Source organism: Desulfobacula toluolica Tol2 (assembly GCF_000307105.1).
Lineage (GTDB): Bacteria > Desulfobacterota > Desulfobacteria > Desulfobacterales > Desulfobacteraceae > Desulfobacula > Desulfobacula toluolica.
Genome location: NC_018645.1, coordinates 2,509,699 through 2,522,882, shown reverse-complemented (window position 1 = coordinate 2,522,882; position 13,184 = coordinate 2,509,699). Strand labels below are relative to the sequence as shown.

Below are 13,184 nucleotides of genomic sequence, written 5' to 3'. Positions count from 1 at the left end.
CAATACATGGGAATACTTTTTGGAACAGACGGAATCAGAGGTATAGCAAACACCTACCCCATAACCTGTGAAGTAGCATTAAAAACAGGGCGTGCCATTGGAGTTTTTACCAGAGAACAAGGGTATCAAAGGGTAATTATTGGAAAAGACACCCGGATTTCAGGGGATATGCTGGAGTCGGCCCTTGCCGCAGGGGTTTCATCAACCGGCATTGATGTCATGCTGTCAGGTGTTATACCTACGCCGGGTGTGGCATATTTGTGTTCTTTGTTTAAAGATGCTGGTGCGGGAATTGTCATATCAGCCTCTCATAATCCCTACCAGGATAATGGAATTAAAATTTTTAACCATGGCGGGGAAAAACTGACGGATGAACAGGAAAATTGGATTGAAGATTATATCCTCAATAACCAGACTGTGCCACAGGGAGATATTGGCAAAATTTTCGTTGTTTCAGACAGTTTGAAACAATACTCTGATTTCTTATTGAATAAGTTTTCCTTTGAAGAATATGATAAAAAATTAAAATTAATTATCGACTGCTCAAACGGAGCTGCGTCAAGAATCGGACACAGTGTCTTTAAAGAATCCTTGTTTGATGCTCAATTTATCTATGATTCCCCTGATGGAAAAAACATTAATGACGGGTGCGGATCACAACATACCCAGGAGCTGCAGCGGCTTGTTATCAAGGAAAATGCTGATATGGGCCTTGCCTTTGACGGGGATGCCGACCGGTTGATTGCGGTGGATGAAAACGGCAACCAGATAACAGGGGACACGATTCTTGCTGTTTGTGCAAAATTTGCAAAAGAACAGGGCACCCTTGCAAAAAATATTGTTGTCAGCACAATAATGAGCAATATTGGTTTGACAAAATCTCTTGAAAGTATTGGAATTTCACATATCAAATCTGACGTAGGAGATCGAAAAGTCCTTGAAGCAATGAAGCAATCCGGGGCTGTTATGGGGGGAGAAGACTCGGGACATATGATTTTCTTGGATCATCACACTACAGGAGACGGCATACTTTCAGCTTTAAAACTGATTGAAGTGATGCTGGGAACACATCAGTCTCTTTCCAGTCTTGCTGCTGTTATGAAAGTATATCCACAGGTCTTGATGAATGTAGATGTGAATGAAGGTCGTCCTGATTTCATGAAAATAAAACCGGTTGCAGACAAAATTCAAACTGTTGAAAATAAGCTTGGGGATAAGGGCAGGGTACTTGTTCGCTATTCAGGAACACAGCCGTTGCTTCGGGTTATGGTTGAAGGTCCGGACCAGGAATTAACCACAAACTATTGCCTGGAGATATGCCAAAGCATAAAGGATAATATTTAAAATTAAGATCAAGTCATATTAAAAACAATATAAAAACGGGCATTAAAATCAAATGCCCGTTTTTTAAATTTAGTCTTACGTCGAAATCCTTACCTTAAGTCAGAACCAGGATTTTTATGTTAAAAATTTAGTCTCTACTGCCGCCAAAAATGTGAAGCATCATAATAAAAAGATTAATAAAATCAAGATATAGTGAAAGGGCACCCATTAAAGCGCCTTTGCGGATCATTGCGCCGGTTGCATTATTGGGAATAGTGGTTGACATGGTCTTTAATTTTTGAGTGTCATAAGCTGTCAGACCTATAAAGACAACAACACCGATATAAGAGATGATCATCTGCATGGCTGAGCTTTGTAAAAATATATTAACTACAGAGGCGATGATAATTCCGATAAGGCCCATGAACATGAATCCGCCAAGGGATGTCAGGTCTTTTTTGGTGACCATTCCATAAACACTGCAGGCAAGAAATGTAACCGAACAGATCATAAAAGTAGAAACAATAGATGTGGCAGTGTAGGCAAGGAAAATATAAGAGAGCGTAACACCGTTTAAAATAGAGTAAATGGTAAACAAGGCTGTTGCCGTCGTGGCTTGCAGTTTTTGAATCCGGGCGCTCAAAAAGAATACAAATCCAAGCTCTGCAACAATAAGAATTATAATCAAACCCGGGGTTCCGTATATGAGTTGAACCATGGCCTCATTGTGAGAGACATAATATGCGGTAAAACCTGTAAGAGCCAAAGCAATGGCCATCCAGTTGTATACGCTTCTAATAAATGAATTTGTTTTTACAAGCGTAGCGTTTTGTGAAAAAGAAGTGTATGAATCCATTTTGTTCCTCCAAAAAAAGTGATTAAACATTAGCTGTTGCCCTTTAATATAACACGAAAGGGGAAGATTTCAAGCGGACTATGTGCCAGCAGGCTAAAAAGTTGCGTGCATGAGCGAACTAAATTTATTTGAATCAAGCTATAGCATATTTTTGGGTTTTGTTGTACGTTCAGGAACAGGAGTTGCTTTCAGGCTGTTTTTTCCAGGTGTACATTCTATATATTTTCTTTCATCATTACCATCAATATAATATCTTATTGAAATGTATTCTCCAGGCTTGATAGACAGAACCATGTTTTTTTTTCCAGGATAATACAAAAATCCATCATCCATCTTAATTGTATTTTCTTTTGTGATGGATACGACTTGCCCGGATACAATTTCCGTGACAACAAAAACCTTTGCTGTAAGTGTTGAACTAAATATTCCAAATAATAGAATAGTCAGAATATAAAGATAATTATGTGTCGATTTTTTAAAGGTCATTTGATTGTTTTCCTTTTTCAGGTTAAAAAATTATTTTTGGCTATTGCCTTCCCGCCAGTAATATAAATCAAGACCGTATTCAGGACCATCAATTGTGAAATCAGGTCCAGGTAAAGGTCCAGGCACACCTTTGGGTCCGATAATATCCCCACCCATCATGGACATTGCTCCTGCCTGTCCCTGTCTTGTTACAATCGCAAAGTCAGAAGGAATACCAAAAATACCAGTTACTTTATGATATCTATCGGTCACATCATAGTTGTTATCAGAAATGGAATCATTTGATATATTAAGGTTATACGAGGCAGAACCATCACAATAATTCAAAGAATATGCAAACCCGTTTCCTTGGGGATTGCATGGATCTGCAATAGATGGCTGATAAGAAGTGAAATATAGATTTCCGGCATAGAGATTGACTTTGTTGAGTATTTTTTCCCCTTCATGGTTATCTCTTGATGTTGTAGTCGCGTCTGCCACACTTCCGGAATATGCGCAATGACTGCATTCAGTTGAATCGCCCTGGTCTTCCAAAACAATATACCATCCCTTTGCATCATCTTCATTTGCTGCCCCATTTTCAAGCAGGTTATCATCGCTGGCATTGGTGTATGAAGGATCGTCCCTTAGTATTTCCTGTAAACCACTTTTTGTTATTCCAGAGAGTGTGGTTCCCGTATCCAGCTCATCACAGGTAAGGTTTAACAGATTATCTTCCGTATAAGGAACCGTTGAAACAATGACAGGTGTATCATCAGCATCAGAATCAGTCCCTTGGTTATCAATGCCGGTAACAGATGAATCATCGTATATGGCATAAAAGCGGTTTCGTATCATTGTATAAGTGGGATGTTCTCTGTCACCGGTACCGAAATACAATGACGCTATTTTATCGGTTCCGGAAAATTCTGTGTTTGAGAACCTGTAATTTCCGGCATCAAAATAGGTACACGCCCCTCCCCATGAAATAGCCGGTGGGTAAAATGTTTTTCTGCCCTGGTCATCGGTATCATCACCCTGACCCATTTCCCCACTGTCACTGCTACTGCCTGGATTGCCTGAAAAAATTTTGGTAACTGTCCATTTGTTGGTTACATCAGTAAGATCATCAGGGTCAACGTCAAAGTTATAATTAACCCGGTAAATGTTTGAATAAATATCCGTAGCATAAATAGCACTGATTACGTTTGATTTTCGACCTTCAATAGTTTTGCCGCCACTTTTGTATATATACGGAAATGTAGTTGTAACAACCGCAGGGGAGGCAGGAAAACAAAATTTCATTGAAGATAATGTTTGAACAGCTCCATTGGTGTCCGTCGTATCTGCTGCGCCATATATAGCAGAAAATGGAAGAATCTGCTTGCCTGAGCCGTCATTCGTTACAGCGTTGGGGTTATCAATATCAACGATAAATATTCCCCTTCCGTATTCATTTTTATCCAGATTATACAAGTCATATGAATTATTGCTGTTGACATCCTGTGCGATATCATTTTTATCCCACTTGCTTCCGTCAATTGTTTTGTTGGCATCCTTATATGGATTTCCATTGTTATCAAGATCGTTGAACGGTTCAGGATAGTTGTCTTCTTCTGTGTCGTACCCGCCAGTGAAGATAAGAACATCCTTAAATGTCCTTTCCCCGGTGGATGCATCAACAGAGACAGGTATGGATGCTTCAATCGGTTCTGACCAGGTTTGAGCGATCTCACTGTTTTCATAGTTCCAGGCAACAGTCCAGTTTAACGGATTTGTATCAGAAACATTAAGACACCAGTATTTTTTACCCCCTCTGCGTTCTCCAAAAATAAGATATTTGGGGGCTTTGTTTGAACGGTATAAAGCGATTGGACCGTCAACACTATCTATAAAAGGATTTTGTGAAATATTATAAAGATTGGGCAGAATATCTTCCGGAACAAAAGCAAACACTTCTTTGCCGCTGGCTTTAAGAGGACCGTCACCATCCGGGTCTGTATCATCAAAAACATGAAGCATTCCGTCATTTGCTCCCACAACGATATAGCGTTTCAGTAATATATTAATGGGATCATAATAGTCAATCACAACAGGCCTGGAATGAACAATACTTCCCAAAGCCCAGTCTCTTACCGCTAAAGGAGCATGGGTCGCGGCATCGGCATCATATGTGTATCCGTAAAGGTAATTGATAACTTTATCTCTTGTCAGATCATCGGCAACTCCAAGATCTGAAGCTTTTATGGTATCATATTTAACTTCTAATATGGACGTAGAAGTTGTGCTATAGGTATAAATAGGTCTTTCCCAATATGCGTCAGCATCGGATGTTCCATCATTAAAGTTTTTTTCCACCCTTTCCTGTAGAACCTCTCCTACCCCATCTTCTTTTACATCAGAACTGCCGTAATTGTCAGAATCATTGGAATCATTATCATCCGCCCAGAAGGCACCTGTATTATCAAGAAATTCTCCATCATCATTAACGGCTTCATTATCATTTCCGTCATAGAGCATCCATATATAAGGCCTGTCTGTGCTTCCATCACCAAGCTTGAATTTTTTCACATTCCCAACCCAGGATTGATTGTCCTGGGGAAGGAAAAGGCCTAAGTAAAGGTCATCACCATTTTGAATTTTATTGGCAGCATCAATGGAGACAACCGGCGATGTAAAGGATACAGCTTCAGTCATAAGCAGGGCAAGAGAATAAAAGGCAGCAACCAGTTGCTCCTTATTGTAGGCCACGACATATTCTCCGCCTGATTCTCCGGCAGCATCTTTCAGCAAAGGGTGGTTTGCACCAAAGGCAATATGATGTGTGGTCACGTTAACATAGGAATTGGCAGGATCTGTTACTTCTGTTTTATCTACCCAGGAATGGGTATACATCCAGTGGCCTACATCATCATAATAATTGGGTGTTATCGGGGGTTGGTATGGGTCTGAAGTCCACCCATCACCATCCCAGTCTGTGAAGGGTAGATGTGGATCGCTGTTTGCATTGGAAATCCTGTTCCAATCGGTGTCATCAGTTGGAAATCCATCCGTTACTGAGATAACATAATTTTTTCTGCATAACAGGTTGTCCAGGGCATGTCTTTTGGTCCAATAGCCTTCTTCAAAAACATCCTGCAGGGCTTCTCCCAAGGGTGTTCCATATTGCGGAGATTCGTTTTCAACATGATTTCTAATGGCGGCCCGGTTTACATCATCGGTCAGGTTTGGATTTAAGGCGCTGTTAATAGTGGCACCATTCCCTGATGTTCCTAAATATTGAAAGCTGGCATATCCCCAGTTCATTTTCCCATGGAATTCATCAATCACATAAAGAAGAGCATCCTTGGCTACATCCAGGCGGTTTTGCATTAAATAAGAACCTCCGTCATAGGAAACCCTTATTTTATCGATAATATAGCCGGAACCCTTGTCTTTATTATCTGATGCCAAAGCTATTTTGATGGTATCATCATTAATTGTTTCAGACCAGCCGCTCCCTGTCGGGAAGTCATCGTTATCATATTTAATTTCCTGGGTTCCGGAACCGTCATATAAAACAACATAGTCGCCGTTTTCATCGACATCAAATGCAGAAAAATGAACCTGGATCTGAGTGGAACCTGGATGGGTAATGGTTTGTATGGTTTCATTCTCTTTTAAGCTGTTGGCATATTGCCCACTTGCTGGATATTGAAGGCTGTGGGACAGTTCTGACCAGCTGGATGGTGCTTGTTGAACAGATTCGTACTTCCAGGCAGGATCACCCTTGGATGCACCTGCAGGATCTGGATTATTGGTCGTATAATGAAGATTATACATAGCCTGCATGTTCACCCAGTTTCCAGTCACAAAAAAATAAATATCCTGGTCACCATCTTCAGCCGTGTCCAAGCTGCCGGATACAACTCCTTTATATCCTGAAAAATAATACCCCGGCGCATTCAAAAGGCCACCAAAGCCAATATCAACCTGACTTCCATCATAAAGAGTCTGCATTTCTTTGAGTTTTATATCCAGATTAAGGGGAAGCTTTTGACCGTCAAACAGGATGTGACCATCTGCGTCCGTTGTAAGCCGCTGTGTTTCGTTTGCCTCACCAGTCAGATTTCCGTCAGAATCAATCAGGGTATGGGTATCAACCAAGTGGTTTGTATACCAAAGGTAATTGGGGTCAGCTGCATCTCCGGTAAACGCTGTGTCTACCCCATCCACTGTTGCAATGGTGACACCGATCTGACCTTTCCATAGAAAAATTTTTCTTCTCTCTTCATGATTTTGATAGAAATACGCAGGATTCCACGTTACAATAGTGTCCCAGATATAATCACTTTGGCTGCCTGCATCATTAAGGGTAAAAAGGTAATCAAACATAGCCCCGTAGTCAATATTTTGCTCATAAACGCCAAAATCCATTGATCCTGAGTTGTCCAGAAGGACATAGCAGTTTTGTTTTGTATTGACTTGGTAAATTTCAGTGTCTTTTGCATTTAGAGGAGAAAAACTGCCCACCAGGATGATAAATAGAGTCGTACTGATGAGAATAGTATTGATTTTTTTTAATTTGCTGTTCACCATAAAGGCTCTCCTTATAAAATTATACCGTCTGTACATTATAATGGATTTTTAACACCAACTTTTATCCCCCCAATTTCAATAATAACCTGTCTTTGCCCGTTAATCCTGAATTTGTAAGATGAAAATTTTGTTGCATCCATTCCTTTGGGAGGCACATCAGGATAAAGATAGGTAACAAGGTATGCGTAATCATAGTCATTATCTGTAGTATCATTCATCAGATTCTGCCGGGGCCAGGAATTAGGGTCGTCCGCATCAAAATTATCGGGGAAAGTCCCTGCCACAGGCATGTCTGTTCCTGACGGATCATAGTTTGCCAAGGTGGATGGATAAAGATGGGTGTTATAAGTTTCGGGGTCAGCAATGGTATACCAGGAATAGAGACCGTTAACCCCTGCATATCCAACACCGGAGCCTTCTCTGTTTGCTCCGCCTTCAGATGCATTAAAATTTTTTTCCCATCGTTGCTGATTTGCGGCAATACTGATTTCATAATCAGATGTGTTTAAAGCAAAAGTACCGAAAATGCTTAAAATAAGCAGGCAGAACATTGCAATTGCTAAAATAGAACCATTATTATTGGATATTGAAGATTTCCACATACTCTCTAAGCCCCGGTGTTATTAAATTTAATCGTGGTGATAGACAGGGAATTATTTCCCATTGGTGTATTCCAATACATAAATAATCTTAATGTGCAAAAAGGTGTATATGAATTCCCACCAAAGCTGACAGGGGTTTTATTGACATTCCAGAATAATTGAAATTCATTGCCGGTGCTGTCGACTATATTATTCCCATTCACCTGGAACATATTTGAAAAAGAAGGGAAATTTGCCGGAATATATTGGTGATCGGCAAGGGCTGGATTTGGAGCCGGACTCAGGGTATTTCCAGCAGAATCAAGGGTTATACCTATATCAAGGTCTGAATCAATTGTTGAAAGTGGTGTTCCTGCTGTGTCCAGATTGGTATCATCAAATGGAAGGCGTTTGAGTTCTTCAAGGAAAGTCAATGCAATTGAGTTTGCGCTTGTACGGGAAAATGCGGTTTTATTGCCTTTCATGGCCTGCATCTGCATAACAGCCATTGCTGTCAGGCCAAGGGTCAAAACAAGCATGGTTATCATAACCTCAATTAAAGTAAACCCCTCAGTGTTTTTTGTTATCAGCATGTTATATTCCTAAATTCCTGCACTGTATTGTAACAACCACAAATCTACGTTTGAAATTATCATTGAACGGTCCCCATACAGTTCCTGCGCTGGTTGTATATGTGGCAGCGTTCATAAAATTAGGGTCACTGGCAGATGCCCTTGCCAGGATGGAGATTTGAACCGCCCTTATTTCAGACAGTTGAGATGCAGTAGGATTCGGTGCAGTTGTTCCATCATCAAGGATATAGTTAAATTCAATTGCCTGAATGTTTTCAGCAATGGGTTGAAATCCACCGCCAGTATCTCTTCCCAGATTGGCAGCACCTGTGTCGGCAATTCCATTGGAATCTGCATCATTTGTGGATGAGAATCCAAACGTAATATCCTCATTGGCATCATCAAGCTCACCATCAGCACGGTTATCTTTATTTAAGGCATGCCCGGCAATATCTCTGGTAAAGTGAAGCTGTACTGATGTGGCGGATATGATACCGGCATTAGCCTTCTGGGTGGGGTCACAGCCAGCCTCTCTTATTTCAGATGACATTATCATAATAGCCGATCTGAGATTCTGCTGCATTTCAGCAAGCCGGTCCGAGCTGACATATGTCTTTTGCTGATTTGAATAAGTAAGAAAAATGCCACCTAAAATAAAGGTCGATATGGCCATTGTAATCATGACTTCGATTAAGGTAAATCCCTTTTGATGATATTTGTTTTTTTTCATAATCAATCCTCTATTGCCAGGAACCATCAGTACCATCACCACTGATCTGCATCTGAAGATTACCGGCAATGGATAATGTTATTTTATACCATCGTGTGCTGTTTCGGACTTGAATATTTCCAATTCTTGACCTTGCCGGAAGACCGCGACTATTAAACCCTGCCACAGATGTCCCGCTAAAATTGGCATTGACCAAGCTTACATTTTTGGGCATGGTTACAAAGGCTATTGTAGCTTCATCATCACTGGGATTGGGGTTCCCTGTATCATGTATCAGGTCATCTGCCCCCCCCCCAACCCCACCATTATCAATGAATACTGTGTAAGTTCCGGCTCTTCCATCGGGTACAAAGGCGGCCGGGGTAAAACTAATACCAACCGTTGTGTTTCGTTTTATTGCTTCGGATTTGGCTTTCTGCATTTTTGAATAAATATCTCTTGCGCAGCCTTTTAATCTCTGATCTGCAAGGATTCGACCAAAATTGGGTGTAACAACAACAAGGAGTGAAATGATTGCAATAACAATCATCAGTTCGATAAGGGTGAACCCTTTTATATCTTTGGGTGTTTCAAACATTTAAATTCCCCATGATAGATTGTTTGAGCAACCCCTTTTTTATTAGAACAAAAATTTTTTCCATACGACTCAAAGCTTTTGTTTTATTCCTTTTTGAATTGATATAAATAAAAGTATTATGCAAGTATCATGCTGTTTGATTTGTGTATGTATCATAATTTTATGATAAGGCTTTAAATTATTGAATAAAAAATTAAAATAAGTTTGTTGCTTAATTATATATAAAGGGAATTTTTAACAAAAAATGTTAGTTGGCGGTACAAAAAATGTCATTAAAAAAAATCTGTTGACCCGATGTAATCTGATGCAGTTCAGTAATTTATATTGCTTCATGAGAATACAAAAAAAATACTAAGCCTTTTTAATGAAGTTGAGCATGTTTTTTATGCTCACATTCATATGTTATTTTTAGTTTGAAAAACGCAAATAATTTGTTATAACGGAATAAAAGACTGCAAATCACTCCTTTGTGAAGGGATGAAAAGAATAAAAAATACAGATATACTCCAAGTTATAACAGAATGGCAAAACCATATTTTGCGAATTAAAGGGATTAAAAGAGACTATGAGTCAGTTCTTTTGTCCACCATGGGATCAAAACCAATCAAAATCATCACGGGGTTCAGAAGATCCGGAAAATCTTTTTTAACTCAGCGAGTTGCAAAGAAATTGGTTGAAGATCAAAGATTCGCTATAGATAATATTTTGTATCTTAATTTTGAGGATTTTCGATTAATTGAAATTAATACTCCTGAAAAATTAAATGGGATCTATCAGGTATTTAAATCAAATATTGCTGATAGTGGTAAAAAACTTTTGATTTTTGATGAAATTCAAAATGTCTCTGCCTGGGATCGTTTCGTTAGAACCATTTATGAATTGGAGGATGATATTGAGATTATTTTGACTGGCTCAAACTCTGAACTATTGTCTTCTGAAATTGGCAGTAACCTTGCCGGACGATTTATTGAATTTTCAATTTTTCCTTTTGATTTTAAAGAATTTTTGAAATACAGGGATATTGAAATTGCTTCTGATGTTGAATTTTTTAGAAATTATGATGAGATTCAAAAACTTTTTGTAGATTTTATAAAGTTTGGAGGCTTACCTGAAACTTTCACAATATCCAATGGTTCTGCTCGGTTTTCATATATTGAAGGTGTTGTAAGCAAAGTCATTCTGGATGATATTATTGAACGTTTCCAGGTAAAGCATGTTGCTGTTATTGAAAAAGTATTAATTTATTTATTATCCGGTGTTGGAAATATCATCTCTTTTAAACGAATAATGAATTATTTAAAGCCACTTGGGATTAAAGTTAAACAGGAAACTTTGATTGATTATGTTCAGTATATATTGAAATCCTTTGCTTTGTATGAGACTCAAAAATTTGATTGGAAGTTAGGCCGATTATTTGAGACTACCCGAAAATATTATTCCGTGGATACAGGGTTGATCAATTTATATCAAGGGGCAGTAAATGATTTTACAAGTCAATTGGAAAATATTGTTTTTTTGAAGCTCAAAAGATCAGGATGCCCTGTATATTTTGGTGCTCTCAAGTCTGGAAAGGAGATAGATTTTATTGTTCAGCAAAAAAATAAAAAATACCAGAAATTTCAAGTCTGTCAAACACTTACCAATGAAAATCATAAACGGGAATTATCTTCCTTTAATTTGAAAGACACATACCTTGAAGCCGGGGAAAATTTTCTTTTGACACTTGATGCTCATGAAGAGGAAATTTTTTTTAAGGAAAATTCAGTATATAAGAAAAATATTGTTAAATGGCTTTTGTTATCGTGATTTGGTCCGTTTTTGACATATAATATGTTGTTCCAGGCGGCTGAGCCGCCTTATTGTTTTCATTCTTTCATAATTTTTATAACTCTTTCATCCAGGCAGGAACGTAAAAAAGTATTCATCTGTTTCTGATTACCTGTTTCATAAAAGGTCAGCATTAATTGATTAAACTCCAGTTGTCTTTTTGCAGGAAGATTAATGGCAGGGTATCCACAATTCAATAAAAACCCATTCATGATAAAACGCCCCATACGTTTATTTACATCATAAAAGAATTGGCATCTTGCCATTGTAAGAAAAAAATGGATGGCACTATCATAAATGTCTGATATCCTGGATGCCTCATTCACCATCCTTTCAAACAATTCCGGCAGCAAATTCGCCTGTGGCGGCATATAGGCTGTTCCCGCAATAGTAACCCCTCCGGATCTGAACTTTCCCCACTCCAAAGCTTCGTTCCCGGCAGCGGTTCGATGAAGGTCACAGACTGTTTCAATCGTGATCTCAAACTGATTTTTTTCTATTAATTCTAATAAGGCCCGCCATGTATAAGCCTGATTCAGAGCTATCTGCTGGTCGGTTACTTTATGCCCGCCAACTGTAATTCCATCTAATAATGTCTGGATTTCCGACAGGGTGAAATTAATTCCCTCCAGGTTCACCGCGTCACATACAAATTCAACCAATTGACGTTTAGCAAGCATTATTGCTTTTGGTTTGTCGGGTTTCATGCCCCATCGAGTTTCTTTCAGGGTGCGATTCGATAATTTAGATTGTTTCATAAATCAGAACATCCACACTTTTTATTGATATGTTACATTGTCCGTTGCAATTGAATTGCATGAATTTTGCATTTTACTCTATGATGAAAGAAAAAACAAACCGTGTGATTTATATTTGATTTTCAAGGAGTGAGGCAAAGAAGAACCTCCAAGAAGCGCTTGAATTGTTTTTTTAATGCGCATCCCCGAAAGAAATTGAAAACCTGGCATTAAAAAAATATCGTTTGACAAAACTCAAATTGAATCTGTGCTTTATTTGACTTGTTTTGTTAAATAGATTATTGGATGTATGCACATTAAATAGCGACAAAATTGTTAAGTGATTTCATAAAAATGATAAATCGGTTATCGAACTATAAAGATCTGTTTTTTATTTTTGTATGGCGTGAATTATTAATCCGTTATAAACAGACTGCCATCGGTGTACTATGGGCTCTGATTCAACCTTTAAGCATGATGGTCTTGTTTGTAATTGTATTTGGTCATGTCCTGAATATTAATACAAACGGCTATCCAAGATCATTGTTTTATTTTGCAGGGCTTGTGCCTTGGACGCTTTTTTCTGCTTCTGTCAATGCATCAATTAATTCCCTGACAGATCACAGGGATTTAATCACTAAAATTTATTTTCCAAGAGAGCTGATTATATTTTCCAAAGTCAGCGTATTTGTTGCAGATTTTTTAATATCAGGCATGCTGCTTGCAGTGATGCTTTTTCTTTATAACATACCGTTTACATTAAACTCTTTATGGGTGATTCCATTGTGTGGTTTATTATTGTTATTCACAGATTCTGTTTGCTTGCTGCTTACTGTTATTAATGTATTCTACCGGGATATTAGGCTTGCATCAGGTTTAAAACGGCTGGGATTTAATAACTGGCTTGCGGTAAGGTAATTTATTAATGGACAATATTA

11 protein-coding genes are annotated in these 13,184 nt (G+C 38.6%); 3 read left to right on the top strand and 8 right to left on the bottom strand.

All coding sequences use genetic code 11. The features are described 5' to 3' along the window. The first annotated feature begins 6 nt into the window (after window positions 1-6). On the top strand, window positions 7-1,344 hold the full coding sequence (glmM, locus tag TOL2_RS11640; protein WP_014957636.1) for a phosphoglucosamine mutase: 1,338 nt from the start codon (window positions 7-9) through the stop codon (window positions 1,342-1,344). A 127-nt stretch (window positions 1,345-1,471) separates the two neighbouring features. On the opposite strand, the gene TOL2_RS11635 is transcribed toward glmM, so the two are convergent. The 7 genes from TOL2_RS11635 to TOL2_RS23635 all read right to left on the bottom strand — a co-directional run bounded on the left by TOL2_RS11635 (window position 1,472) and on the right by TOL2_RS23635 (window position 9,682). Further along, window positions 1,472-2,179: a Bax inhibitor-1/YccA family protein gene (locus tag TOL2_RS11635; RefSeq protein ID WP_014957635.1), complete on the bottom strand. Its 708-nt coding sequence runs from the start codon at window positions 2,177-2,179 to the stop codon at window positions 1,472-1,474. Window positions 2,180-2,317: 138 nt separating this feature from the next. Beyond that, window positions 2,318-2,665, bottom strand: coding sequence for a hypothetical protein (locus tag TOL2_RS11630; RefSeq protein ID WP_014957634.1), 348 nt, complete (start codon window positions 2,663-2,665; stop codon window positions 2,318-2,320). Window positions 2,666-2,695: 30 nt separating this feature from the next. Next, window positions 2,696-7,222, bottom strand: a complete 4,527-nt coding sequence (locus TOL2_RS11625; RefSeq protein ID WP_041279457.1) for a pilus assembly protein — start codon at window positions 7,220-7,222, stop codon at window positions 2,696-2,698. A 35-nt stretch (window positions 7,223-7,257) separates the two neighbouring features. Beyond that, on the bottom strand, window positions 7,258-7,824 hold the full coding sequence (locus TOL2_RS11620) for a pilus assembly PilX N-terminal domain-containing protein (RefSeq protein WP_041279456.1): 567 nt from the start codon (window positions 7,822-7,824) through the stop codon (window positions 7,258-7,260). A 5-nt stretch (window positions 7,825-7,829) separates the two neighbouring features. After that, the gene (locus TOL2_RS11615) at window positions 7,830-8,396 is read right to left on the bottom strand and encodes a type IV pilus modification PilV family protein (protein WP_014957631.1); all 567 of its coding nucleotides are present in this window, start codon (window positions 8,394-8,396) and stop codon (window positions 7,830-7,832) included. A 1-nt stretch (window position 8,397) separates the two neighbouring features. After that, window positions 8,398-9,105: a prepilin-type N-terminal cleavage/methylation domain-containing protein gene (locus TOL2_RS11610; RefSeq protein WP_014957630.1), complete on the bottom strand. Its 708-nt coding sequence runs from the start codon at window positions 9,103-9,105 to the stop codon at window positions 8,398-8,400. A 10-nt stretch (window positions 9,106-9,115) separates the two neighbouring features. Beyond that, window positions 9,116-9,682 carry a GspH/FimT family pseudopilin gene (locus tag TOL2_RS23635; protein ID WP_014957629.1) on the bottom strand — a complete coding sequence of 189 codons (567 nt, stop codon included), beginning with the start codon at window positions 9,680-9,682 and terminating at the stop codon, window positions 9,116-9,118. 477 nt (window positions 9,683-10,159) lie between these two features. On the opposite strand from TOL2_RS23635, the gene TOL2_RS11600 reads away from it, so the two are divergent. Further along, on the top strand, window positions 10,160-11,488 hold the full coding sequence (locus TOL2_RS11600) for an ATP-binding protein (protein WP_014957628.1): 1,329 nt from the start codon (window positions 10,160-10,162) through the stop codon (window positions 11,486-11,488). A gap of 59 nt (window positions 11,489-11,547) precedes the next feature. Here TOL2_RS11600 and TOL2_RS11595 read toward each other — a convergent pair whose 3' ends face one another. Further along, window positions 11,548-12,267: a Fic family protein gene (locus TOL2_RS11595; RefSeq protein ID WP_014957627.1), complete on the bottom strand. Its 720-nt coding sequence runs from the start codon at window positions 12,265-12,267 to the stop codon at window positions 11,548-11,550. Between the two features lie 333 nt (window positions 12,268-12,600). Here TOL2_RS11595 and TOL2_RS23630 point away from each other — a divergent pair, with 333 nt between their 5' ends. Further along, window positions 12,601-13,164, top strand: a complete 564-nt coding sequence (locus tag TOL2_RS23630; protein WP_014957626.1) for an ABC transporter permease — start codon at window positions 12,601-12,603, stop codon at window positions 13,162-13,164. Window positions 13,165-13,184 lie beyond the last annotated feature (20 nt).

Coding starts and splice junctions, on each gene's coding strand:
- glmM (WP_014957636.1), top strand. CDS start 7: ATGGGAATACTTTTTGGAACAGACGGAATCAGAGGTATAGCAAACACC.
- TOL2_RS11635 (WP_014957635.1), bottom strand. CDS start 2,179: ATGGATTCATACACTTCTTTTTCACAAAACGCTACGCTTGTAAAAACA.
- TOL2_RS11630 (WP_014957634.1), bottom strand. CDS start 2,665: ATGACCTTTAAAAAATCGACACATAATTATCTTTATATTCTGACTATT.
- TOL2_RS11625 (WP_041279457.1), bottom strand. CDS start 7,222: ATGGTGAACAGCAAATTAAAAAAAATCAATACTATTCTCATCAGTACG.
- TOL2_RS11620 (WP_041279456.1), bottom strand. CDS start 7,824: ATGTGGAAATCTTCAATATCCAATAATAATGGTTCTATTTTAGCAATT.
- TOL2_RS11615 (WP_014957631.1), bottom strand. CDS start 8,396: ATGCTGATAACAAAAAACACTGAGGGGTTTACTTTAATTGAGGTTATG.
- TOL2_RS11610 (WP_014957630.1), bottom strand. CDS start 9,105: ATGAAAAAAAACAAATATCATCAAAAGGGATTTACCTTAATCGAAGTC.
- TOL2_RS23635 (WP_014957629.1), bottom strand. CDS start 9,682: ATGTTTGAAACACCCAAAGATATAAAAGGGTTCACCCTTATCGAACTG.
- TOL2_RS11600 (WP_014957628.1), top strand. CDS start 10,160: ATGAAAAGAATAAAAAATACAGATATACTCCAAGTTATAACAGAATGG.
- TOL2_RS11595 (WP_014957627.1), bottom strand. CDS start 12,267: ATGAAACAATCTAAATTATCGAATCGCACCCTGAAAGAAACTCGATGG.
- TOL2_RS23630 (WP_014957626.1), top strand. CDS start 12,601: ATGATAAATCGGTTATCGAACTATAAAGATCTGTTTTTTATTTTTGTA.